This is a genomic window from Lishizhenia sp. (assembly GCF_033720595.1).
Taxonomy (GTDB): domain Bacteria; phylum Bacteroidota; class Bacteroidia; order Flavobacteriales_D; family Crocinitomicaceae; genus Lishizhenia.
Genome location: NZ_JAWWCF010000012.1, coordinates 1 through 26,118, shown reverse-complemented (window position 1 = coordinate 26,118; position 26,118 = coordinate 1). Strand labels below are relative to the sequence as shown.

Annotated in this window: 19 protein-coding genes; 10 read left to right on the top strand and 9 right to left on the bottom strand. The window is 36.3% G+C overall.

Going from position 1 to position 26,118, the window contains the following annotated elements:
* Positions 1-620, bottom strand: a 620-nt coding sequence (locus tag R3333_RS01845; RefSeq protein ID WP_318956873.1) for a lyase family protein, incomplete at its 3' end; no start/stop codon positions are given.
* 172 nt (positions 621-792) lie between these two features.
* Here R3333_RS01845 and R3333_RS01840 point away from each other — a divergent pair.
* The 5 genes from R3333_RS01840 (at position 793) to R3333_RS01820 (ending at position 5,817) form a co-directional block, all read left to right on the top strand.
* Positions 793-1,671, top strand: coding sequence for an EI24 domain-containing protein (locus R3333_RS01840; RefSeq protein ID WP_318956872.1), 879 nt, complete (start codon positions 793-795; stop codon positions 1,669-1,671).
* Positions 1,668-3,047 (top strand): hypothetical protein, encoded by a 1,380-nt coding sequence (locus R3333_RS01835; protein ID WP_318956871.1) that lies wholly within the window; start codon positions 1,668-1,670, stop codon positions 3,045-3,047. Before R3333_RS01840 ends, R3333_RS01835 begins: the two co-directional genes overlap by 4 nt.
* Positions 3,048-3,385: 338 nt before the next feature.
* The gene (locus R3333_RS01830; RefSeq protein WP_318956870.1) at positions 3,386-4,015 is read left to right on the top strand and encodes a DUF4290 domain-containing protein; all 630 of its coding nucleotides are present in this window, start codon (positions 3,386-3,388) and stop codon (positions 4,013-4,015) included.
* Between the two features lie 6 nt (positions 4,016-4,021).
* Positions 4,022-5,326 carry a UDP-N-acetylglucosamine 1-carboxyvinyltransferase gene (murA, locus tag R3333_RS01825; protein WP_318956869.1) on the top strand — a complete coding sequence of 435 codons (1,305 nt, stop codon included), beginning with the start codon at positions 4,022-4,024 and terminating at the stop codon, positions 5,324-5,326.
* A gap of 2 nt (positions 5,327-5,328) precedes the next feature.
* Positions 5,329-5,817 carry a TlpA disulfide reductase family protein gene (locus tag R3333_RS01820; RefSeq protein ID WP_318956868.1) on the top strand — a complete coding sequence of 163 codons (489 nt, stop codon included), beginning with the start codon at positions 5,329-5,331 and terminating at the stop codon, positions 5,815-5,817.
* Between the two features lie 123 nt (positions 5,818-5,940).
* On the opposite strand, the gene purS is transcribed toward R3333_RS01820, so the two are convergent.
* Positions 5,941-6,192, bottom strand: coding sequence for a phosphoribosylformylglycinamidine synthase subunit PurS (purS, locus tag R3333_RS01815; RefSeq protein ID WP_090252434.1), 252 nt, complete (start codon positions 6,190-6,192; stop codon positions 5,941-5,943).
* Positions 6,176-7,051, bottom strand: coding sequence for a CDP-alcohol phosphatidyltransferase family protein (locus R3333_RS01810; protein WP_318956867.1), 876 nt, complete (start codon positions 7,049-7,051; stop codon positions 6,176-6,178). The genes purS and R3333_RS01810 overlap by 17 nt, the downstream gene beginning before the upstream one ends.
* Before the next feature lie 135 nt (positions 7,052-7,186).
* On the opposite strand from R3333_RS01810, the gene R3333_RS01805 reads away from it, so the two are divergent.
* From R3333_RS01805 to R3333_RS01790, 4 genes are all read left to right on the top strand, one after another.
* The gene (locus tag R3333_RS01805) at positions 7,187-8,293 is read left to right on the top strand and encodes a PorV/PorQ family protein (RefSeq protein WP_318956866.1); all 1,107 of its coding nucleotides are present in this window, start codon (positions 7,187-7,189) and stop codon (positions 8,291-8,293) included.
* Positions 8,290-13,470: a C25 family cysteine peptidase gene (locus R3333_RS01800; RefSeq protein ID WP_318956865.1), complete on the top strand. Its 5,181-nt coding sequence runs from the start codon at positions 8,290-8,292 to the stop codon at positions 13,468-13,470. The genes R3333_RS01805 and R3333_RS01800 overlap by 4 nt, the downstream gene beginning before the upstream one ends.
* A gap of 140 nt (positions 13,471-13,610) precedes the next feature.
* Positions 13,611-14,600: a Wzz/FepE/Etk N-terminal domain-containing protein gene (locus R3333_RS01795; RefSeq protein ID WP_318956864.1), complete on the top strand. Its 990-nt coding sequence runs from the start codon at positions 13,611-13,613 to the stop codon at positions 14,598-14,600.
* A 4-nt stretch (positions 14,601-14,604) separates the two neighbouring features.
* Positions 14,605-16,056 carry an O-antigen ligase family protein gene (locus tag R3333_RS01790; protein WP_318956863.1) on the top strand — a complete coding sequence of 484 codons (1,452 nt, stop codon included), beginning with the start codon at positions 14,605-14,607 and terminating at the stop codon, positions 16,054-16,056.
* A 201-nt stretch (positions 16,057-16,257) separates the two neighbouring features.
* Here the strand turns inward: R3333_RS01790 and dnaJ are convergent, their stop codons facing one another.
* The 3 genes from dnaJ to R3333_RS01775 all read right to left on the bottom strand — a co-directional run bounded on the left by dnaJ (position 16,258) and on the right by R3333_RS01775 (position 19,774).
* Positions 16,258-17,382: a molecular chaperone DnaJ gene (dnaJ, locus tag R3333_RS01785; RefSeq protein ID WP_318956862.1), complete on the bottom strand. Its 1,125-nt coding sequence runs from the start codon at positions 17,380-17,382 to the stop codon at positions 16,258-16,260.
* Positions 17,383-17,393: 11 nt separating this feature from the next.
* Positions 17,394-17,936, bottom strand: coding sequence for a nucleotide exchange factor GrpE (locus tag R3333_RS01780; protein WP_318956861.1), 543 nt, complete (start codon positions 17,934-17,936; stop codon positions 17,394-17,396).
* Positions 17,937-18,079: 143 nt separating this feature from the next.
* Positions 18,080-19,774, bottom strand: a complete 1,695-nt coding sequence (locus R3333_RS01775; RefSeq protein WP_318956860.1) for an FtsX-like permease family protein — start codon at positions 19,772-19,774, stop codon at positions 18,080-18,082.
* Positions 19,775-19,823: 49 nt separating this feature from the next.
* Between R3333_RS01775 and R3333_RS01770 the strand changes: the two genes are divergently transcribed.
* On the top strand, positions 19,824-21,047 hold the full coding sequence (locus tag R3333_RS01770) for a DUF1343 domain-containing protein (RefSeq protein ID WP_318956859.1): 1,224 nt from the start codon (positions 19,824-19,826) through the stop codon (positions 21,045-21,047).
* 50 nt (positions 21,048-21,097) lie between these two features.
* Here the strand turns inward: R3333_RS01770 and purE are convergent, their stop codons facing one another.
* From purE to R3333_RS14630, 3 genes are read right to left on the bottom strand one after another with little or no spacing between them, the layout of a single operon-like run.
* Complete coding sequence (gene purE / locus R3333_RS01765; RefSeq protein WP_318956858.1) at positions 21,098-21,577, bottom strand: 5-(carboxyamino)imidazole ribonucleotide mutase; 480 nt, start codon at positions 21,575-21,577, stop codon at positions 21,098-21,100.
* Positions 21,578-21,604: 27 nt separating this feature from the next.
* Positions 21,605-25,936 carry a SpoIIE family protein phosphatase gene (locus tag R3333_RS01760; RefSeq protein WP_318956857.1) on the bottom strand — a complete coding sequence of 1,444 codons (4,332 nt, stop codon included), beginning with the start codon at positions 25,934-25,936 and terminating at the stop codon, positions 21,605-21,607.
* A 52-nt stretch (positions 25,937-25,988) separates the two neighbouring features.
* Positions 25,989-26,117 carry a hypothetical protein gene (locus R3333_RS14630; protein WP_413468663.1) on the bottom strand — a complete coding sequence of 43 codons (129 nt, stop codon included), beginning with the start codon at positions 26,115-26,117 and terminating at the stop codon, positions 25,989-25,991.
* Position 26,118: the final 1 nt, after the last annotated feature.

Below are 26,118 nucleotides of genomic sequence, written 5' to 3'. Positions count from 1 at the left end.
CCACCAAATTTTGCAGAGAAGTCAATTGCATTTAACTGCGCCAATTGAATCTTAATACGCTCAGAGAAAACTTTGATTTCTTTTCCTAAACGAGTTGGAGATGCTGGCTGACCGTGTGTTTTGGCCAACATAGAAATATCTTTCCACTCCTCACTTAAAGCATCTAACTTCGCTAGTATAGCTTCTAATTGAGGCTTGTAAACATCATTTACAGCTTCTTTCAAAGATAAAGGAATAGAAGTGTTATTGATATCTTGAGAAGTTAAACCAAAGTGAACAAACTCTAAGTATTTCTCCAAGCCTAAATCTGTCATTCTAGCTTTTACGAAGTACTCAACCGCCTTAACATCGTGGTTAGTTGTTTTCTCAGTTTCTTTAATTTCCAAAGCATTTTCTTCCGAGAAGTTTTTGTAAACATCTCTCAAAGCTTCGAACTTGTCTTTTGGAAAATCGGCTAAGGGAGCAATTCCAGAATTTACCAAATCAATCAAATATTCGATTTCAACCAATACTCTGTATTTGATCAAACCAAACTCAGAAAAATAAGGGGCTAATTCGTTAACTTTTCTTCTGTATCTACCATCTATTGGCGAAATTGCTGTAAGCGCATTTAAATCCATCTCTATTTTTTTTAAGATTCAATTATGTATTGCTTTCTTTTCAAACCTTTTAACTACATCCTTGGATCTATTACTCAGTTAAAAAAGAAAGCGCAAAGATAAGAAATCAATCTCACATAGCATTTTGATTAAGGTCCTTTAATATTATATTTGATAGCTATCAGTTGAACGTATGGAATTTTTTAAACATTTCGCCCTAGGGATAAAAAACTATTATAAAGCCGTGCGTTTTATCATCTCGCACAAATTATATTGGTATTTTCCCATCCCTGCACTGCTTATGTTGGGAATCTATTTTGTAGGTAATCAGGCGCTCACGTGGCAATCTACCTGGAGCGAACAACTGGGTTGCTTGGAATGCGAAACCATGAATGATACCATATGGTTCATTCTCAAATTGTTGTTGTCTATTACGGTGGGACTCATACTTATGAAGTTTGCCAAGTACATAGTAGTCGTTCTGTTGTCACCCATGATTTCATTGATATCTCAAAAAGTAGAAACCATTTTAACCGGCAAAAAGTATCCGTTTGATTTTAATCAAACCTTACACGATGTTCAAAGAGGGATACAAATTGCTTTTAGAAATGTGATGTGGGAATATTTTTTCTTTCTTGTGATATTAATTTTTTCACTTTTAGGATGGGATGACCCAAAGTCTTCTCCGATTTTCTACCTTACCTTTGTAATAGGGTTCTTTTACTATGGGTTTAGTTTTATAGACTATGTAAATGAACGTAGAAGATTAGATATAGACCAAAGTATTTTCTTTGTGAGAAACCACAGAGGTTTGGCTGTAGCTATTGGAAGTATATATTCTATTTTTATATTAGTGCCAGTTGATTTAGGGGTAATGTTCGATTTTTCGAATTTCGGCAAAGCTCCATTGAAACAATTCGGAATCATTGCCTTAAATTTGGTATTGTGGTTTCTAGCCTCCATTGCTCCTATTCTCGCCATAGTTAGTGCGACGCTTTCTATGCATGATATAGTTGACCTGAATAATAATAAGTATTCAGTGAAAGTAACTGAAAAACGAAAAGACGAATGAAAAATTTTAGCATACTACTCTTTGCACTATTAATGGGTGCTTCATGCCTTTTTGCTGCCCCAGCAGATACAACCAAAATTTCTTTGAAAGAAAAAACGGCATCACTTCTTATGGTAGAAGATGGTAAGAAAGATTTTGGAGAGGGGTACACACGTACTGCTATCGTTAAATTTCGTCAGGCACTGTTGAAAGACCCTAGCAATGCAACGGCTGCGTTTTGGGTAAGTAAATGTCACAATACATTTAAAAATTACGGGTATGCTTTAAGTTATGCAAAAGATGCCTTGGCCATAGATCCAAAAGTGGATGATGAGGTATTTTACATTATTGCCAATGCTTATCATCGCATGAATGAATTAGACATGGCGCTGAATTATTACCAGAAGTGTAAAGAAGAAATGAGTTCTTATGCGGTAAGTGTTTTAAGAATTGAGGAAAGAATTGCTGAGTGTAATAGAGCGAAAGCTGCAGGAGTTACGGCTTCATCAAACGAGGATGTGAAGCGCATTTTACCCAAAGCAATAAACTCAGGATTCGATGATTACGGTGCGGTTTTATCTAAAGATGGAAAGGAACTATACTTCATATCAAGAAGAGTAGATACCAAAGGGGGAGGAGTTAATCCAGATGACCAGCGTTTCTACGAAGATATTTACAGAGTAGACTGGGATATGAATGCTACAAGTTTTGACAGTGTAAGTAATGATTTGGCTTTACTTAATAGTATAGGTTTCGATGCAATCAATGCTTTTAATAGAAATGGTGGAGCTGCGTATATTACCTTAAACACAAGTACTGTTGAGGTGGGGAGAAGCTTTACAACTAAGGGGTCTGATTTAGCAATTGCAAGAAAAGATGAAAATGGGGCGTGGATGCAACCTGTAATTATTGATGACGCAAACATCAATACTTCATTTTTTGAGGGATCAGCAACGGTAGATAAGTTTGGAAATACAATGATTTTTGTATCGGATAGAAACGGAATGGAGAAAAGGTCTGATTTGTATATCACGCGAAAAGAAGAAGGGAAATGGACAAGAGCGGTAGCTTTACCTGATAATATCAACACAAGAGAAAATGAAACAACGCCATTTTTAACACCTGATGGAAAGTACTTATTCTTTTCTTCAAATGGTTTAGAGGGGTATGGAGATTACGATATTTACGTTTCTAAATATCTAGGAGATGATAAGTGGAGTGACCCTGTAAATTTAGGTCCACAAGTGAACTCTGTAACGAGTGATACGCATTTTCAATACTATCCAGAATACGGAGTTGCTTTTTGCAGCAGTATTCGTTTACAAGATGAAAAATCGAGTATGGATCTTTATGTGTTTGATTTAAAGCAACTCACATCTTTTAGTTTGCCTAAATAATTACAAAGTCGAAGAAAACTTTTAATTGATTTGGCATTAGTAGGCTAGAATAATTATTTTTGTATCAAAATTAAATAGAATGTCTGATAACTTTTTTGATCAATCAACAGCAGCAGTAGGTACGATTTACACAATTATTGCTTTAGCAATTATCGGTGGTATCTTAATGTTTGGTTAGAAAATTTTTCTAACCATTTTTTTTTGTTTTGTGGAGATTACTCCGCGCACTTCTTAGTGTCAACAACTCTGCGTTTCCCTCCCTGCATTGTTGATACTTAACAATAATTTTACCTACCTTACATTCGCCTAAACCATTTTAACTTATTACATTTGAAAGTATGGGATACAATAGTCTTGAGTATAATACTCAACGAAGAAAAATGCAGATTCCCGAATACGGCCGCAACGTGCAGCGCATGATTAATTATGCCGTAAAAATCGAGAACAGAGAGGAAAGAAATAAAGCCGCAAAGGCAATTATAGAAGTGATGGGTCAACTAAATCCACACTTGAGAGATGTAGACGATTACAAACATAAATTGTGGACGCATCTTTTTATCATGTCCGATTTTAAAATGGACTGTGATTCTCCTTACGAAAAACCGACTCCAGAATCTTTGGCAGAAAAGCCAGCGAGGATGAAGTATCCAAAAAATAAAATCAAATTTGGTCATTTTGGTAATTACGTTCAAAACATGATCAAAGAAGCGGTAGAATTAGAAGAAGGAGAAGAAAAAGAATACCTAAAAGTTACCATAGCTAATTTAATGAAGCGTCATTATCTTGTTTTCCATACTGGAAACGTTGAAGACAGGGTAATTGCAGATCATTTGGAAGAATTATCTAAAGGGAAATTGAAAATTGATGATTTAAGCATATTTACAGCAACAAATCAAGTATTAAAACAATACGGTATTCAGCCTAATAAGCGTAAAAAAGTAGTTAAACCGAAAAAAAGAAAAAAATAAATATCCATGGCATCATTTGAAATTAACGGAGGTAGGAAACTTAAAGGTGAACTTGTTCCTCAAGGAGCAAAAAATGAAGCGCTGCAGGTTTTATGTGCAGTCTTGATGACTCCAGAAAAAGTTACCATTTCCAATTTGCCCGACATCATAGATGTGAATAAACTGATCAATTTACTCCAAGCAATGGGGGTGAAAATTGAGAAAGTGGAAAGAGGGACCTTTATTTTTCAAGCCAAGGATATAGATTTAGAATACTTACAAACCGAAGATTTTAAAAACAGAGCTTCCTCTTTAAGAGGGTCTATCATGATTGTTGGTCCTTTACTAGCACGTTATGGTAAAGGTTTTATGCCTAAACCGGGAGGTGATAAGATTGGGCGTAGACGATTGGATACGCACTTTGAGGGATTTGCCAAATTAGGAGCTAAATTTAATTTTGATCAGCAGGCTTATTTTTATTCGGTAACTGCAGAGAAATTAAAAGGAACCTATATTCATTTAGATGAAGCTTCTGTTACCGGTACGGCCAATGTTTTAATGGCGGCTGTATTGGCAGAAGGTAAAACAACAATTTACAATGCGGCGTGTGAACCTTATTTGCAACAGCTATGTAAGATGTTGAATAAAATGGGAGCCAAGATCTCTGGAATCAGCAGTAACATGCTAACTGTAGAAGGGGTGAGCGAACTGGGAGGATGTTTCCATAGAGTTCTTCCAGATATGATTGAAATTGGTTCATTTATAGGTTTGGCAGCTATGACGCAATCTGAGATTACAATCAAAGATGTGAGCTATGAAAACTTAGGAATTATTCCTCACACTTTCCAGCGTTTAGGTATAGACATGGAACTGAGAGGGGATGATTTATATATTCCAAGTCAAGAATCCTACCAAGTAGATACGTTTATTGATGGATCCATCCTTACGATATCAGATGCTCCTTGGCCCGGATTTACACCTGATTTATTGAGTATTGTGTTGGTAACCGCAACGCAAGCTATGGGCTCAGTTTTGATTCACCAAAAAATGTTTGAATCGCGCTTATTCTTTGTGGATAAGTTAATTGACATGGGGGCTCAAATAATCTTGTGTGATCCACACAGGGCTACTGTGATTGGTTTGGATAGAAAACACTCGTTAAAAGGTATTCAAATGACCTCTCCAGATATTAGAGCCGGAGTTTCTTTGTTAATTGCCGCGCTTTCAGCAGAAGGAAAGAGTGTTATTCATAATATTGAACAAATTGATAGAGGGTATCAAGATATTGACTTACGTTTGAATAACCTGGGTGCAGATATCAGAAGAATGTAATCATGAAATTGTTAAGCTTGTTTCTTCTTTCCTTCCTTTTGGTTGCAGGAACACCTAAAAATGGTGAAAAGGCATACAGTGTTGTTCTTAATGATCCGGATGGGAAAGAAATTTCTTTGGAAGACCTTGAGGGTAATTATGTCTTATTAGATTTTTGGGCATCATGGTGTGGGCCCTGTAGGAAAGAAAATCCAAACGTGGTGGAGGCCTATAATAAATACAAAAAGGCTAAGTTTAAAAATGGAAAACGTTTCGAAGTTTTTAGTGTTTCTTTAGATAAAAATAAAGAGGCCTGGAAGAAAGCCATAGAAGCGGATGGTTTGAAATGGAAATACCACGGTTTTGATGAAGGTAATGAAATCGCTAAGAAGTTTGGAATTCGAGGCATACCTTATTCTTTTTTATTGGATGGTGATGGTAATATTATAGCACAAGGAAATGAGCTGCGAGGATTTAAATTGCATGTAGCTATAGAGAACGAATTGAAGTAATTCAAAATATATATTGGAGAAGGAGTGATTGAAAAATTACTCCTTTTTTGTTGTGTGAAAGTTAGGTGCAAAAAAAAAGACCGTCTCAATGAGACAGTCTTTCTTAATAATATGTTGAGGAAATTAAGCTTCTTCAATGTGGAATGTGTAGCTCTCCATAATTTGGTTAGCCAACAATTTTTTACAAGCTTGCTCTACCTTTTCAGATGCTTCAGTTTCGTTAGATGCTTCAACAAACAATCTTACGTGTCTACCTATTCTAACACCATCAATTTCAGGTAAACCAATATTTTTCATACTGTTACTAACAGCTTTCCCTTGTGGGTCTAAAAGAGCCTCTAATGGCATCACATCAATCTCAGCTTTGAATTTCATGCTTTCTATTTTTAATCAAATAATTATCAATAATCGATAAAATCAGGTACAAAAGTATAATAATTGGTAGAGCCCACACTAATAAAAGTGCAATTAATATTAAACTTATTAATAAAAAGATGTATCTGAGCCCGTTTTCACTGAATTTCAAGCTTTTGAACTTTAATGAAAATAATGGTAGTTCCGATACTAATAATGCACTAAATATAACTGTTAAACTCATGAGCACTTGATCCTTAATCAGAACTGTAGATAAAGTTGCTTTCCAATCATTGCTCCCAAATCCATCCCAAAGCATTAACGCAAATGAGGCAAAAAAGATGGTGTTGGCTGGTGTTGGTAATCCAATAAAAGAAGTTGTTTGACGCGTGTCTAAATTAAATTTGGCTAATCTGAAAAGTGAAAAGAAAGGAATAATGAAACCTACAAAGGGTAAGAATAAATACCATCCTTTAAAATGTGAAGGATACATCACTGATTGATTCCCTAATAAATCGTTAAGGTAAGTTTGTACCCAATAAGAAACGTTGTAACCGAATGTTCCATTCATCCAGAAATTATGAATGTCACCACCATTCTGAACAAAAATGTCCATGGCTCCACTGATAATAAACAAAACGAAAACCAGAATTCCTGGGGCAAAACCAAAGCTTACCATGTCGGCTAATGAGTCGAGTTGTTTTCCTAATTCACCTGAGAGCTTTAATGCTCTTGCTAACATCCCGTCCAAAAAGTCAAATACTGCAGCCAAAAAAATGAAGAGCACAGCAAGTTCTAATCTGCCACCTATGGCTAAAATTATTGATGTACAACCAGATAGAAGGTTTAGTCCAGTTGTAATATTAGGAAGTGTAAACATTCTTTTTAGCCCGAAAATAGAAAGATAATTGTTGTTGAACTAACTTATCCTGCTAAAAATCGTTTTATATTATGCACAAAGAATTATTTGCTGTAGATTAGAACAATTTTTAAAGCCTTTCGCAGTTATTAGACTATGAAAAATACGAAAAAGTTAGCCGCCCTTACTGTTTTATTTTGTTCACTTTGCTTGAATACTCAGGCTCAAGAGAGTACTGTTGCTCCCAAATATTCCAATGAATTCCTACAAATTGGTGTGGGTGCAAGAGCCTATGCTATGGGAAATGCAAATGTGGCAAATGTAAGGGATGTTACCGCCGCGTATTGGAACCCTGCGGGATTGACACATGTTGACGAATGGGCAGAAGTGGCGTTAATGCACTCAGAATACTTTGCCGGTATCGCTAAATATGATTACTTGGGAATTGCGCATTCTCTTGATAAAAAGAGTACTGTAGCTTTTTCTGCCATCCGTTTTGGAGTGGACGATATTCCTAATACTACCCAATTGATAGATAATGAAGGGCGTATTGATTACGATAGAATAACAACCTTTACAGCTGCTGATATGGCTTTTTTATTCTCTTATGCTAGAGAACTCAATGTAAAAGGCTTGTCTTTTGGTGGTAACTTTAAGGTGGTTCACCGTAAGGCCGGAGATTTTGCCAAATCTTGGGGGTTCGGTTTAGATGCTGGGTTGCAATACCAAATGAATAAACATTGGAATTTTGCCTTGATGGGGAGAGATGTAACCTCAACCTTTAATGCTTGGATGTTTAACCTCGATGATGCTACCAAGGAAGTGTTCCTAGAAACAGGAAACGAAATACCTGAAAATGGTTTAGAATTAACGCTGCCAAGATTAATCTTTGCAGCTAATTATAGACATGATTTAGGAAAACAAGGAATGTTTGTGAATGCAGAGGTAAATGTAGATCTCACCACAGATAAACGAAGAAATGTTTTACTACAAACGGATGTGATTAGTGGAGACCCTCATTTAGGTGTAGAGGTCGGTTACAAGGAGTTTGTTGCGTTGAGAGCAGGACTAAACAAGGTGCAGCAGGTTAAAGATTTTGACGACAATTATAGCTATACCTACCAACCAAATGTCGGAATAGGCGTTGGTTTTAAAGGGGTGACATTGGATTATGCCTTTACAAATCTCGGAGGAGCCGTAAACGCATACACACATATCATATCTCTAAAGTTTGGATTGGAGAAACCTAAAAATATGCGATGAAGAAATTTCTAACACTTCTTTTGCTACTACTTAGTATAGGTGTTTATTCTCAATATGGGAATGAATGGATTAATTACAATCAAAAATATTACAGTTTTAAAATTGTTAAGGATGGTATATACCGCCTTACCTACGAAGATTTGCTTTCAGCAGGTATACCTGTAAATACAATTCCTCATCAGGATATAAAAATTTACGGAAAGGAAAAACAGGTCCCTCTTTACATCGAGGTCGGAAACACCCCGGCCTTTGACTCTACAGATTTTATTGAGTTTTACGCAGAAAGAAATGATGGATGGTTAGATCAAAAACTATATGAAACTCCAGCTGATATTGCCAATCCAGAGTATTCTTTGTACAACGACACATTAATCTATTTTATTACATGGTCACCGACCCCGAGTCAACGATATTTTAAGGAAACGGATATTAATTATTCTGCCTATAACCCGACGCGTTATGTTTGGAATAAATCAATAAAAACCTATTCCAATAAATATTACTACGGTACTACTGAAGGTGTAGGTCATCGTTCCATTTTTGAAGAAGGAGAAGGATGGGGTGGTGGAACCTATAATGGTGGTCCAAATTGGTCTGGTGGATGGCATAACCTCCCGACTCCGAACATTTATGGTTATGGTCAAAACTTAGGTCAGCCCAATGCTATTTTCAAATCAAAAACTATTTCGGCATCTAATGCGAGTTTTTCAGGTGCTGGAAACCATCAAGGTTCATGGTATATTAGTCAAGGAAATAACACTTACTTTAATTTAACGGATACTGTTTTTACGGGATATAAAAGCATTTTTCATGAAAGAGAAGTTAATGTAAATGAATTGAATAATGGAACTTCTAGTTTCTTGTTTGAAGTACCGCCAAACTTGGGGGTCGCATCAGATCGTCAAGCCATCAATTATTTATCCATAGAATATCCTCAAACGCCGACAAGTGCGAATTATCTGGAGGTGACTGTGGATGATCATTCTCAAGGTAAAAACTACATCAAGTTTGCCGGAGGAGGAGGTGCTCCAAGAGTTTGCTACGTGCTTGGAGGTAATGTACCGAGGAAAACGCGCATGGAGTACATAAATGGCGAGTGGCATACCATTATTCCCAATGCCAACAATGGGAAGCGTCAAAAAATTATTATCAGTAGAACAAGTTTAATTACGAATGTTACAGAGATCAAACCTGTAACTCCTACGGGATTCTTTACCGACTATTCTCAAATCAATGCTGATTCTGCATATATCATCATCTATAATAAGAAAATAGAAACTGGGGCATTTCAATATGCGGCATATAGAGGGTCTGTAGCTGGTGGGCAAAATAATGTGCTCACAGCAGAGGTTAAAGAATTGTATTTACAATATGGTGGTGGTATAGAAAAACATGTTTTAGGATTAAAACGGTTTTTAAATCATGTGTATGATTTTGCTCAGGTTAAACCAGCGGCATTATTGATTTTAGGAAAAGGAGTTAGGGAGGCTAACCCTCCCAATTCAACTTTTGGGATAGGTACGCGTAAGAATAATGGAGCTTTCCAAATGTCTCTTGTTCCTAGTTACGGCTATCCTTCATCCGATATATTGTTAACCACAGGATTTACACCTCAATATAAATGGGTGCCCGCAATTCCTACGGGTAGAGTTTCTGTAAAAGATAACAATGAACTTATTGCTTACCTCAATAAGGTAAAAGATTTTGAATTAGCACAAGATCAAAACAGTGTGTATACCAAGGATGCCAAAGAATGGCAGAAGAAGGTTTTACACTTTGGTGGAGGTTCTACAGCAGCCCAGCAAAATCTTTTCAAAGCTTATTTAGGGATATACGAAAATACGATTGAAGGAGCTGATTTTGGAGGAGAGGTATTCTCTTTTTACAAAACAACTTCCAATCCTATTAATCCGGTCGACTTAAATGTGTTGTTTGATAAATTGCAAACAGGAGTGTCTTTGATGACTTTCTTTGGACATGCCACTCCAGATGGTTTTGATCTGAGTGTGGAAGATCCTCAAAACTGGAATAATCAAGGGAAATATCCTATACTTATTGGTAATGCATGTTTGAGTGGTAATATTTTTCTTCCGAATTATTCTTCTGCATCCGAAGAATTTAATCATGCCCAAGATGCTGGGACCATAGGTTTTTTATCCTCTTCGGAGTATGGTTATCCTTATATGTTAAATATTTATACTGCGGAATTGTATAGGCAGATGGGGATTAAGAATTATGGTCAAACATTTGCACAACAGATTCAAGAAACCATAAAGGTAAATGAGCAAAACTTTACAAATAATTTCTTGCTGCAGGCAACAACTGCACAAATGGTATTCCATGGTGACCCCGGTCTACGTTTGAATTGGCATGCAAAACCTGAAATAGATGTTGAGGTAGACGATGTGTTCTTCACTCCAGAAGATGTTTCTCTAGCGACAGATTCTCTAACAGTAAATGTCATATTAACCAATTTAGGGAGAGCCATAACAGATACTTTTAATTTAGAAGTGAGAAGAGATTTCCCATTGAGCGCGTTGGATAGTGTGTATAATGTGCCGGTAAATGGATTACTTTACAAGGATACGATAAGATTAACCATCCCACTCCAAACCTCTATTGCTTTAGGGGTAAATAATTTCCAGATACAAGTGGACTTACCTTCTTTCATACCTGAAAACTATGATGAATTTGGGAATAATAAAGTAGATAAAACCTTCTATTATAAAGTGGATGGTATAATTCCGGTACTTCCTCATAATTACGCTGTGGTTCCTGAAGATAAAATTTCGGTAAAGGCCTCGACAGTGAACCCTATTGCTGACTATAACACCTATTTATTTGAAATAGATACTACAGATTTATTCAACAGTCCGGAGAAACGGGTTATGACCAAAAGTGGAATTGGTGGTGTTTACGAGGTGGCCTATGATGAATGGAAAAACGCTTCATCGAATATGATAGATCCATTGATATTGGAGGATAGTGTGGCTTATTTTTGGCGTGTTGCCGTAGACAGTACTGTTCCACAATGGAGAGAATATTCTTTTCAGTATATAGAAGGAAAAGAAGGTTGGGGACAAGATCATTTCTTTCAATTTAAAAATGGCGGCTTCAATAACGTAGATTATGTGCGAGCTGATAGAAAAAGAGAATTTGGTCCTGTTCAGAAAACGATTTCAGCAGAGGTTTATGACCATAGTAACTCTGTATATACCATGTGGAAGTTGAACGGTGCGATGGTAGATTATGCAATTTGTCAACCTGTAGCTTCTATACATGTTGCAGTTGTAGATCCCGTAACCTTAGAACCTTGGATAAGTAGTTGTGCAGCTGGAACTTTTGATCCTGCTATGGATTTCGGAAATGTGAATGATGATTGTGCCTGTAGACCCAGGTCTGAGGGATATTTCATATTCAGACAAAATAGTGTTCAGCAGCTTAAAGCGTTAAACGACATGTTGGAAACAGGAATTCCGGATGGTTATTATTACATCGTCTATACAGCTAGAAATGCTGAGTTTGGAAATTGGCAAAATCTTTACCCTGGTCTTTTCAACACTTTCCAAAATACGCTGGGTTCAGATAGTATTTTTGTTGGGCAAGAGGATATGGCCTTTATTCATATCGGTCAAAAAGGTAACCCTGCATTTACCACAGAAACGGTAGCGCAAAATGTTTATGATTTTATTGAGTTAGAAGCTGTTATTTCAGGATTTGATTATCAAGGCTCTGAAACTTCTACCATTATTGGTCCAGCAGCAGAATGGAAAACCTTGTATTGGAAACAAAATGCATTAGAAAATCCAACAGGAGATTCAACACGATTGGTTATCCAAGCATTAGATTATGGTAAAAATGTAATGTTAACCTATGATACGCTTTTTACAAGCAACGATTCCATTACCAATTTTAATCAGTTTATCAATGCAGATGCGTATCCATATTTAAGGTTAATTGCCAAATATGAAGACCGTACAACCTTAACCCCTGCCCAAGTAGATAGGTGGCATGTGTTATACTCACCATTGCCCGAAGCGGCAATAGATGGTTCTCAAAACTTTTATACCTGGTTACCGAGTAAGGACACGTTAAATGAAGGGGAGGATATAAGTTTTGCTATAGACGTGAGGAATATTGATAATATCGATATGGATTCTCTTTTAGTGAGGTACTGGATAGAGGATAAAGACAGAAACATTATTCCTATTCCATATCCAAGACAAGATAGTTTAAGAGTTACTGATGTGTTACGAGACACAATTACATTCAATACCCTAGGTTTAGATGGATTCAATTCTTTTTGGATGGAAGTGAATCCTTATGTAAATGGAAGTTTAGTAACAACAGATCAACCAGAACTTGCGCATTTTAATAATGTGTTACAACGTTCTTTTTATGTGAAGGGAGACGATGTAAATCCTATACTTGATGTGACATTTGACGGTATTCACATTTTGAATGGGGATATCGTAAATCCTAAAGCGGAAATAGTGATAACGCTCAAAGATGATAATGATTTCCTAGTGATGGACAGCGATACAGATACAACGCAATTCGGAGTGTTCATTACCGATCCTGATGGAATACAAAAGAAGATTCCTTTCATGCGTAATGGTCAAGTAGTTATGGAGTGGATTCCAGCTAATAATCAAAACAGACGTTTCAAAATAATATATCCTTCACTTTTTGAAAAGGATGGAATTTATGAACTCTATGTACAAGGAGCCGATAGATCAGGTAACTTATCAGGAGACCTAGAGTATAAGGTGACTTTTGAAGTTATCAATGCGTCTACAATCACGCAAATGATGAATTATCCGAACCCTTTCTCAACTTCCACGCAGTTCGTGTTTACACTTACCGGAAGTAAAGTCCCCGATGAAATCAGGATTCAAATAATGACGGTTACCGGAACTGTTGTTAGAACGATTACCGAGGATGAAATTGGACCGATTCGTATTGGTAGGAACATCACAGAGTACGCCTGGGATGGAAGAGATGACTTCGGGGATCAATTAGCAAATGGTGTATATATCTATAGAGTGGATGTTCAGATAGATGGAGAAGATATTACGCGAAGAGAGGTTACAGTGAGCGATGAGAACAACAATTCTACAACCTTGAGTGAAAAATATTTCAAAAATAACTTTGGTAAAATGTATCTGATACGATAGTTGTTTGGTACATAAATTTACGCTATAAGTCGCAGCTTTCGTTGCGACTTTTTTTTGTACACAATAAAACCAATAACAATTAGTTTATTCCTTCATAAAAGAAAATAAATAAGCTTATTTTTGCCCAAAATTTCTCGACTATGGAAAAAACAGAAACCAACAACTCAGGAGCTCAGGATTTACTCATCTTTTTGTGGTCCAAACGAAAAGTAATCATAGGTATTTCAGCAGCAGCTTTTATAATTGGAATTGTAGTTTCTTTAATGATGACAGTACTGTATCAATCTACAGCCATTGTTTTCCCAGCGGCAACGAGTACTGTTTCTTTCTCTGAACAAAGAAATGCCAAAGCTAACGCTATGGACTTTGGAGAGGAAGAACAAGCGGAGCAGTTGATTCAGATTTTACAATCATCTAAAATCCGTAATAAAATTGTTGACCGTTTCAATTTAATGGAGGTTTATGAAATTGAACAAGATGACCCCAACCGTTTCTATAAGTTGGGTAAAGCTTATGAACAACACATCGCTTTCGAACGTACGCGTTACGGTTCTATTTTAATTGATGTATTGGATGAACAACCAGAAAGAGCAGCAAATATTGCCAATAAAATTGTTGATTTAATTGATACCGTTAAAAACGATTTAATCAAAGAAAGAACAATCCCGGCGTACGAGGTTAACAAGCGAAAGTTAGACAAGTTAAATGAGTCGCAAAGAGCTTTGATTAATGAAATGGATAGCTTGGCAGCAATGGGAGTTGTTGGACCAGAAGCTAGAGCCAATCTTTTTAGCGCATTAAATGAATCAAGACCAGAAGACAGAGAGTTCTTTAGAAAGCAGATAGAAGTAAACGTAAAATATGGTTCACGTTATGATGCCTTGGCAGATTTAAGAGAGTTCCGTATTGAAAAGTTAACTGATCAAGAGGTTTCTTATGAGCAAGCAGAATCTGATGCTTACGAAAACTTTACACACAAATTCGTGGTAGAAAGTGCGGTTCCTGCAGATAAAAAAGCAAAACCAAAGCGTTCTATAATTGTGCTTTTAATCACTTTCTCGGCATTTGTTTTAACCATTTTCTACTTATTGGTTGCTGAGAAAATTAGAGAATTAAAAAGAGTAGCGTAACACTATGCTACTGCTAAAAAATAAAATACTATTGCCTTTGGTGGGGATGTTTATTCTCCTCAATGGGTATTTTATGCTCGATGGAAATTATTACCTCAACGTAATACCATTGGTGCTTTTAGTAGTTTATTTTGCTATTTTTTATACAGAACAAGTATTCCTTTTGGTGGCACTGTTAACCCCTTTGTCCGTCAATTTAGAAGAATTTACAGATGGGAAAATGGGACTCTTTATCCCAACAGAACCCCTGCTTTTTGGGTTAATGTTGTGGATATTAATGCAACATTTCCACAAAAGATTTTTACCGCAACATTTGTGGAAACAACCCATAGTATGGGCGGTAGGCTTCTACCTGTTTTGGATGTTTACTACATCTCTTACAAGTTCTCATGTTTTGGTGAGCTTTAAGTTTTTGTTGGTGAAGTTATGGTTCATTATTCCTGCTTTACTTTACGGTACCTATGTTTTCCGTAAGAAGCAACGCATCAAAACCTTCTTATGGTTGTTCGCAACAGGTATGGTAATTACAATGATTTATACAGTAATCAACCATAGTTTGTATGCCTTCGGTGAAAAAGAAGGGCACTGGGTAATGTCTCCCTTCTTTAAAGATCATACCATTTATGGAGCAGCTGTAGCGCTAAACTTATATATCGTATTGGCTTTGTTGTTATCTAAAAAACACGATCCACTAACCCTTGTGGTTTTGGTCTCTTTTTTAGTGGTTAACCTGGTTGCTTTATACTTTTCTTACACGAGAGCAGCTTGGTTATCTGTAGTTGCGGCCTTTATCGTTTACTTGTGTATACACTTCAAAATTAAGTTCAAGTATTTGGCAGGAGGTACCATCTTTGTCGCCCTACTCGTACTCGTCTCTTGGGATACGATACAAATGGAAATGGCCCGAAACGATAAAGAACACACCACAGAAGATTTCGGAGAGCGTCTACAATCAGCGACGAATGTAACCACAGATGCTTCAAACTTAGAGCGTTTAAATCGTTGGGATTGTGCCTTAGAAATGTTTAAAGATAGACCAGTTTTTGGGTATGGACCAGGAACCTATGCCTTCGAATATGCGCGTTTTCAAGATCCCGAAAATTTAACCATTATCTCTACCAATTTTGGAGATGGAGGTAATGCCCATTCTGAGTATTTAGGTCCGCTTTCGGAGAGTGGTTTGCTCGGACTCATCAGTATATTGTTGGTAGTTGCCGCAATTTTTTATCAAGGAATTACCCTTTACATTAAGTACCCTAAAGAAGATACAGAATACCGTAGAATCATTCTATTATTGGTGCTAGCTTTGGTAACTTATTTCGTACACGGTTTTTTAAATAACTATTTAGATACAGACAAGGCATCTATTCCTATCTGGGGTATTTGTGCCGTATTCTTGGCCTTAGAAGAACGTCGTAAACAACATTTAGAAGGTAAATTAACGATTCAAGATTAGGCTGCCTTTTCCCGCTTTCCATTTTACTCCTCCTTTAAAAAGCAAGTAATATTAAGTCAAACTTCAAGCTTCTAAAGTCGCTTGCACTTTTTCTATATTCCTAACTTTTTAAACTCCGGGGTGTCATTGCTATCGGGGGCAGAATAAAAAAATCCCGATACATCAATAATGCATCGGGATTCTTTAGTATTAACTATAAAACTAGGCTTGGAACATGTCCTTCACCCTTTGAAAAAAGCCTTTTTCCTTTCCGTCCGGATTCGGAATAAAGTTTTCGCTTTCTCTTAATTTTTCCAACATCTCTTTTTCTTCCTTAGATACACTCTTCGGCGTCCAAACGTTGATGTGGACAAACAAATCTCCATTGCTATAGCCCTGAACACTAGGTAAACCTTTACCTCTTAGGCGAAGCATTTTACCACTCTGTGTTCCAGCGTCAATTTTTATTTTCACTTTACTGCTTACTGTAGGAACCTCAATACTTGCTCCTAAAGCTGCATCTGCAAAGTTGATGTAAGCTTCGTAGTGAAGGTTATCTCCATCTCTACGTAAGCTTTCGTGTGGTACTTCTTCAATAACAATCAGTAAATCTCCTGGTATTCCGTTGAAAGGACCTGCATTTCCTTTTCCTCTTACAGAAAGTTGCATTCCTTCTTCAACACCAGCTGGGATATCGATTTCGATAACTTCTTCTTTACGTTCTAATCCGTTGTTATCTGCTCCAGCAGGTTTCTTACCGATTACCTTACCGGTACCGTTACAAGAAGAACACGTTGTTTGCGTTTGCATCGCTCCAAATGGCGTGTTGGCAACGCGTGTTTGAGCTCCTGTACCGTTACATGTTTTACAATCGTTAAAAGTTACACCCTCAGCATTCACTAATTTGTTAACCTTAATCTTTTTCTTAACTCCTTCAGCAATCTCTGCCAAAGTAAGTTTAATCTTTACACGAAGGTTGGTTCCTTTAGAACGTCTTGGTCCTCCACCGCGGCTTCCACCACCGAATCCGCCAAAAGCTCCACCGAATATGTCACCAAATTGAGAGAATATGTCATCCATATTCATACCTCCGCCACCGAAACCACCACCAGCAGCTCCGCCAACTCCAGCATGACCAAATTGATCGTAACGCTGACGTTTTTGTTCGTCACTCAATACCTCATACGCCTCAGCAGCTTCTTTAAACTTTTCTTCAGCTTCCTTGTCGTCTGGGTTTTTATCAGGGTGAAATTTCAATGCGAGTTTACGGTATGCTTTTTTGATTTCAGCAGCGCTCGCTCCTTTTGAAATACCGAGTACCTCGTAATAATCTCTTTTTTGACTCATATTAATTTTTCCTATTGACCAACTACTACTTTTGCGTAACGCAACACTTTGTCATTTAAGTAGTATCCGTTTTCAATAACGTCAACTACCTTTCCTTTTAATTCTTCTGTAGGAGCAGGTATGTTTGTAATTGCTTCGTGCAAGTCTGCATCAAATGCCTTTTCTTTAGATTCCATCATTTTCAACCCTTTCGCATTCAAAATGTTGTTCATCTTATTGGCAATCAATTCAAAACCTTCTTTCAAACCATTTACATCTTCTGTATTGGCATTGCTCTTAATTGCACGTTCAAAATCATCTAAAATTGGGAGCAAGTCCTTGATAACTCCAGCACCAGCATTGCTAATTAAATCAGCCTTTTCTTTGATGTTTCTCTTTCTGAAATTATCGAAGTCAGAGTATAATCTTAAATACTTGTCGTTCAACTCATTGTACTTCTCTTCCCAAGTAGGTTCTTGAGGAGTCTCTTCTTGCTCTTCAACTTGTTCAGTTGCTTTCGCATCCATCTCTTCTTGAGTAACTTCGTCTTGTATTTTATCTTCTTGCTTTGCCATTTATTTCAATTTGCTTTTGCGGAGGCAAAGATATTGCCATTAAGGGAAATAAGACACTTTGTCAGAGAAAATTTTGGAAAAAGTGAATTTAAGCAGACAGAACGCCATTCTCACCGTAATTTTGGCGGGTTTTCACATTACTTCTATTTCAGTTTCATGGCTTTTACCGGACTGATTTTCGTAATGACATAACTCGGAATAATTAAGGCTATTACACAAACAATGAGTGTTCCAACATTCAAAGCCAATACGTGCCAAATACTCAAGTTTACGGGAACTGCATTTAAGTAATAAATATTAGCATCAAGCGGGATAATTGTAAAGTGTTTTTGTAACAAACAAAAGCCAATTCCTACTAAATTTCCAAAGAATAATCCTCTTAAAATTAAAAAGCTTACCTGGTATAAAAAGACTTGTCTAATCTTCCAGTTACTAGACCCTAAAGCCTTGAATAACCCTATGAAATTGGTCTTGGTTATGATGAGTACTAATAGACCTGATCCCATGTTTATTATACCAATTAAAAGCATTAGGATAAGTATGATGTATACGTTTAAGTCTAAAAAGTCGAGCCACAGGAAAATCTCCTCTCTATCTTGTTTTATACTTCTGATGTTGTACTTATTCAGAAGGATTTGAGAGTCACCGTTGATGTCTACCGTTTCCTGTGTAATCAACATGTTTTTAATATCGTCTACTATGGTGTTCAAGTGATCCCATTCTTTCACGCTTATTTCATAACCGCCGATGTAGTTTTCAGAACTTCCTTTACCGTCTATGTATTCAAAATACATAGATTTTCCGTGTTTAAAATGTATGGCAAACTTTGTACCCGTATCATTGAGGTATTCCTTTTCAATTTCACCGAACATATCCACATTGGCTTCACAGGGAATGTTTTTGTTTCCTTTAATTTCTATTTTTAAATAGGCAGTATCAGGAATGCTGCTGTCTTCTTCGCGCTGTGAAAGTTCCATCCAATAATCAGAAACTATCAAGCGAATTACAGTGTCTTTTACATCACAGTAGGTAAAACCATAATTCTTTTCATAACCGCGGCCCCAATCGTATTTGTAATTTCCATTTCCGCCATTAACATCTGCATATATCAATAATTGATCACCACCTATCATGGTGTCTGCAACTCTAATTTTAGCTTGTATCCCCCAGTCGTTTAGATCTTGTACTTGGCGTATGTCAGCAAGAATAATCTCTTTATCAAATTCTTCTAAGCCTGAATTGAAAATTCCAACAACTGTAAATAGCTTCTTCACAGCATTGTTCTCCACAAAAAAAGCACGGGTCTTTTCGTTGATTTTTAAGTTTAGATTTTGAGCGATTTTTTCAGATATCAGAATTTCATTGGATTTGCTAGCTCCTGAATAATCTGGGATTCTTCCCTCTACAAGGTTTTCCTTAAAAAAGCTCCAGTCAAATTCTTTTCCGGCACCTTTTACAACGACGCCTTGAATTTCTTGTTCTAATTGAAAGGTGTCTATTCCGTTGATGTTATACCAAATAGTGTCGAGCTTAGATTGCAGTAAGGCAGGTTTGTAGGCAAAACTCTGTATGTTTTTTACCTCAGGTATATTGAGCAAGAGTTGTTCAAATTCGGGATCCTTTACAATGGGTTCTCCCTCAAAGGTAGAGTACTCACCAGCCTTTAATATTTGAGCGTGAGAACCAAATCCAGCAACTTTGTCTCTTACTTCTTGTTGAAATCCCGTAACAACGGCAATTGTTATTAAATTTACCGCTAGCGAAATGGCTATGCTTATTATGGAGATACGAACGATGGGACGAGAAATTTTCTTCCCTTCACCTTTCCCTTTTTGCAAGCTTTTTGCTATGTAATACGTGAAATTCAATTTTAAAATTTATTTGCTAATGTACTCAATACATAAATTTTTCGGACTTCTTTTTACTATTTCTTTAAGTATAGGAGCTATTCATGCACAAAATGATACGAATCAAATTGCGGATGGAGCTTTACAAATTGAATTTAAAAGGCCTTTGGCGTGTGGAGCAGAGAATACGGCAATGTATTTGGATAAAATTAATGGCAAAAGGGTAGGAGTGGTTGCTAACCAAACGAGTACGAAGGATAGTCTACATTTGGTGGACTTTTTACTCGTAGAAGATGTAAATGTGGTTCGTGTATTTTCTCCTGAACATGGCTTTAGGGGGAATGCTGATGCAGGTGAACATGTGAAAAATAATAAGGACCCAAAAACAGGTTTAAGCGTAGTTTCACTTTATGGAAGTAATAAGAAACCCACGCCAGAGCAATTACAAGGATTAGACGTTGTTGTTTTTGATTTACAAGATGTGGGGGTTCGTTTCTACACCTATATTTCTACTTTACACTATGTAATGGAAGCCTGTGCTGAACAGGGTGTAGAGGTTATTGTTTTAGATAGACCTAACCCTAATTTAGATGTAGTGGATGGTCCAGTTAGAAAAGAAGGTTTTGAGAGTTTTGTTGGCATGCATCCCATTCCGATTTTACATGGAATGACCATAGGGGAATATGCTAAAATGATCAACGGAGAAAAATGGTTGAAAAATGGAGTGGAATGTAACTTGACTGTAGTTCCATGTTTAAATTATAGAAGAACAGATAGCTATATTTTACCCATCGCTCCCTCTCCAAATTTAAGAACGAGAGAAGCAGTTTTTCTATATCCAAGTTTATGTTTATTCGAAGGAACGGTGATGAGTGTAGGGAGAGGAACTGATACTCCTTTTGAAGTGTATGGTCATCCACAATACGGAGATAGTACAACGGCATTTACCTTTACTCCAACGCCAAGCTACGGAGCGAAACATCCTAAACTTCAAGGAGAGGAGTGTAAAGGTGTAAACTTACATGCTGCGGGCAAGAAAAAAATGAACTACCTGTATTTGTCATGGTTAATTGATGCCTACAGAAATACAGCGGTAGATGAATTCTTTACCAAAGGTGGAAATTGGTTTGATTTACTTGCAGGTACAGATGAATTGAGGAAACAAATTGAAAAAGGACTTCCAGAAGCAATTATCAGAGGTTCTTGGAAAGCCGATTTAGATGCTTTTAAGGAAATGAGAAAATCCTATTTAATTTACCAATAAACAAAAAGCCCCGATGGAAGTCGGGGCTTTTTTAATGTGATATGTTGTGCTTATAAATCTTTAGCACTTTCCATTACTTTCTCTTTCAATTCCTCCATGTAAGCAGATAAACGCTCAAGCAATTCTGGACGAGATGCTCCTATTATTTTTGCCGCTAAAATACCTGCGTTTTTTGCTGCGTTTAAGGCAACAGTGGCAACAGGAATACCGTTCGGCATTTGTAAAATAGATAAGATAGAATCCCACCCATCAATAGAGTTACTAGATTTTACGGGAACTCCAATTACTGGAAGCGGAGTTAAAGAAGCAGTCATTCCTGGTAAGTGTGCAGCTCCACCAGCTCCAGCAACAATCACTTTAATCCCTCTTTTATGCGCATTTTTTGCATAATCGAACATAAGCTCAGGTGTTCTGTGCGCTGAAACAATGTTCATTTCATATTCAACACCTAATTCCTTTAAAATGTCTGCTGCTTGTTGCATGATAGGTAAGTCTGACTTACTACCCATAATGATTCCTACTTCTGCCATACTATAATTTTTGCACAAAAATATGGATTATAATTTGTTTGCCGCATCTCTTTTTACAGCAATTAAACAGATGTCATCGGTTTGTTCTTCATTTTTCATCCAGTTTTCCATGAATGACTTTATTGATTTTTCCTGTTTTGCTAAATCCAAATCTTTTACGCCATCTACTAGTTTGATGAAACGCGACTTTTTAAGTTTTTTACCTTTCTCTCCTCCAAATTGATCTACAATTCCATCACTAAACAGATAAATAACATCATCTTCTTTGAAAGAGGTTACCACACTTTTAAAAGGAGTAGAAAGTGAGTGTCCTTCTCCAATGTGAGAGCTAGAACCTGTTACCTCCTGGATCCCATTCTTTTGGTATAGAAGGAATTTACTTCCCGAGATGGCATACTCTAAAACGTCATTTTCTTCATCAATTATACAAACAGTACATTCCATTCCGTCGTTTAATTTTTCGGTTTTATTTCTTCTTAAAGCCTCATTTAAACGAATGTCTAACTGATTTAAAATTTCTCCTGCATCTAGAATTTTATTTTCAAGGATGATTTGATTTAATAGGTTAATTCCAAGCAGTGTCATAAATGCACCAGGTACACCATGCCCCGTACAATCTGCACTTATTAATATCGTCTTTTTTTGTAGACGTTCTATCCAATAGAAGTCACCAGAAACAATGTCTTTTGGAGCGAAGTATACAAAAGATTCCTTGAAGAAACGAGCGACTTTACTCTCCTCAGGAATCAAATTCATTTGAATACGCTTAGCATAATTAATAGAGTCGCGTATATCCTTATTTTGATTGTTGATGATTTCGTCTTTTCTTTTCCTCTCGGTAATGTTTCTCCCCATACCCAAGTAACCGGTAATTACTTTTTCATCACCTTCCTTAAAAATGGCTGTCATGTGTTGTCCAAGCCAAACAGTGTTTCCATTTTTAGTTAGTATAGGAATCTCTGAATAGGTGTTTTTAATTTTGTTTTTAAATTGATGAGAGTAAAAATCTAGTACTTCTTCTCTCCATTCTGGATGTACAACCGAGGTGTAGAATTGTCCTAAGATATCTTCAGATTTTATACCGAGTGACTTTTCACATTGTTTATTTATAAAAGTTAAATGTCCGGAAATATCAAGTCTGTAAATTAAATCCTGTGAGTTGTTTACAATTACTTCATAGTATTTTTCCAATTCAAATTTTTCGGTGATGTCTTGACCGATGATAACTTGTAATTGATTTTTAAAAATCTTACATACAAATTGAAAATGTCGAAGTTCACCCGTATTTAATTCCAGGCTGATATTAAACATTTCTTTGTCTTTGAATTTTTCTAAAACTACCTCATTAAAGTGATGCTGATTAAAGGTTTCAATGACAGAAAGCTCCGAAATATTCTTGTTGATGTAGTACTCTAAGTTCTTAGGAAGTAAATGTTTGAAGGTTTCATTGAGGTAAACAATTTCTTTATTGGGTTTAAAAGAAGCCACCAAGAAATCTTCATTATTAATCACACCAGAAGTAAATATCAATTTCTCCAGGGCTTCGTTTCTAACGTATGTGGTAATAATTACAAGGAAAAGAGTAATGGAAATATCAACAATGAAAAAGGTTTCAGAAAAAAGTACATCTCCCTCAACAGAGTATACTATGTAAAGCGAAGAAGTAAGAACAATTATACAAATTGATATAATTTGACTAAATTTTGTAAATACAATTGGTGTAACGATTAAGGTTAAAATTACTCCTAAAATGTAGAGAGGATGGAGGTTGGATAATTCACATCCAAAAAGATTGTAAGCTAAAACGAGTAAGAAACCAATTATTGTAGGATTTTGTGGAGACCTTCTGATTTGTTTGATGAATAAAGTTGAAGCTCCTATTAACAGAGTTATACCACCGATAACTCCAGTGAATACAGGTAAGTAAATGAGGTTGTCTAAGATGAAGGGAGCCGTGTAGAAAATAGCTAATATGGCAAGGGCACCGAATATTAAGAGTAGGGCTGCAAATTTGGAATGTAGGTTCAAATCTTTTGACAACATGATTTGATCTACATTCATTGATTTCTTCCTAATTAAATAAATAATGTTCAGGATGAGTAATACAAAGATTACAAGGAACATCAACGTTTGATTTTTTAAGAATGGTTTTTCTACCACCAACTCAACGTAGCTAATCGGACTACTCGTTTTTTTGTTGAAAGAAGCTCTTATTTCTATTTGATATACTCCGGTTCCGAGAGAATTACTGATAAGGGCTGAGTTTTCCTTACTCCATGCCGTCCATTTACCGCTGTTTTCGTGGTTAATCCTGTAAGAATAGTAAACAACATCTGACTTAGGATTAACAACATTAAACTGAATTAATGCTTCTTCATCCCCTTCCAGTTTAAGTCTACTTCCTTTGTTACCATAATTAATGATTCTATTTGCAATTCTAATTTGATCAACTATGGGGGCTTTGGGTGTATGATAGTTAGGTAGTTCTTCAAGGTTAATGGTATACACTCCCTCTAAGGAAGCAAACCTATATTTACCTTCGGCAATTGAACATAAGGAGTTGTAATTGACCTCGTAAACTTCATACCCATTTCTATTTCCAAATAGGGTTGAGTTGGTTGGTAATGCCTTGTCATTTAGTTCCAAATAAACAATTCCGCTGGAGGTTCCTAGAATCAAATTTTTTTTATCGTCTAATAAAATGCTGAATAACAAATTCGATTTTAAGTGATCGATGTCTGTGATTTTTATTAATTCTCCATTCGATTTCAGGCCTATAATAGAATGAGGACTCATCATCCAAATTATCCCTCTTGGATCGGTCGTCATGTAGGGATAAGAAATTGGTAAACCTTCATTTTCTAACTTTTGAGTTAAATCGTACCATACGTTATTTTTAAACATATGTAGGTACCTTAGGCCTCCAAAAATGTAGGTGTTTTCTCCGGGCATTTTAGCACTGGCGAAAATGAAATTTGTCTCCTTTTCTGGTTGATTGTCTAAATAGGTTAACCCCTTTTGTATGTCGTAGATAAAGAAGCCTTTGTTCTGTTCAAAGACAAAGAATGAATGATCATCTTTTTTGGTAATCATACATTTTTTATTCTTCACCTCTGGAATTGCAGGAACAAGTTTACCATTCTTGTAGGTATACACTCCCTTGTCTGTACCGAAATAATTTTTGTTATCAACCTCAATGTGACTATTGATGAAGAAGTTGTATTTGTGAAAATTGCTTTTTTGCTCAGCGAATCCAAGATAGGTTGCTTCGTCATTATCTAAACTACAAATAATGACAGAGTCAGCTATCTCTCTGTAAAACACGATGTCTGAAGACCTGAATATATCGTTGTAGTTTACGGGGGTGAAAGGAGATTTGCTCCATTTTAATACACCCTGAATTTTAGAACTAACCCATAAGTTTTCGTTTCTATCAACCAGTAATTTTGTAGGGTGCTTTATTTTTTCGTTTAAATTACTTTTTAACTCAGTATAGGTGTGGCCATCTGTTTTAAAAATACGTCCGGTATTTGTGATTAGGTAAGAGTATTGATTCGATCTGTCTGAAAAAGTAAAAGCTTCGTTTTTAGAAAATGTAGTGGGGAGTTGAAGTGTGTCTATATAGAAAAACTTAACGCGGTCATCATTTAAAAAAACATTAATGCTCTTCTTTCCTTTATTGGTAAGAAGCGTCATTTTATTGTTTTCAAAGAAAACATGTACACATGTGTTGGCCAATTCTTTTTCTGTACCTAACCATTGGTCAAGCGGAATTATTTCATAATTATTGATAACGTAATTCCCTCGATTGGTAAGAAGTATCGTAAATGATGGAAGCTTTAATTCATTATGAATTTTAAGTTCTACTCCTTCTGGAAGTTTTATATTATCGATGGTTTGACCACCTGAGAAAATAGTGATTTCTGAATTGTTAACAACAACCGTTCTATCGTTGCGTTTTTCGAGGTAATAAATGCTAGGATTTTGTGCGTCCTGGGGGAGTTGAAGTTTTTCTAATGAATCTAAGTGGCAATGAAAAAAGCCACAATTTCTTGCTCCTACGTATATGTTTTCTTGGTCATCAAAGGAGATGTGTTTAACATTTAAGCCATTGTTTAGGAAAAGGTTATTGTAGTGTTTGAAGTCTTTTCCATTAAATCTTGTGATTCCTAGTCCTTCCGTTCCTATCCATATATAACCATTCTCGTCTTCTACAATTGTATTGATGAAGTTCGTTCCAATCTCTGATTTGTGATTGAAACTATGAACGTTATATGTTTGACCATGGAGTGTAAAACTCCAGATAGTAGCTAGAAATAATAGTAGTACGAAGAACCTTGCCATTAATGTTTTTTTCATGCGCCTAGTTCATGTAAAAGAGTAGGAATTGAAGTAAATATAGAAACTTTCTTTATTCACTAATCACTTTAAACCTGCTTTTAATCACTCGGGCTATTTCTTTTGCTTTTACTAATTCTTTATTGATAACTGTGATGTGTCCCATTTTACGGTTGGGTTTTGTAGTGGCTTTTCCATACATG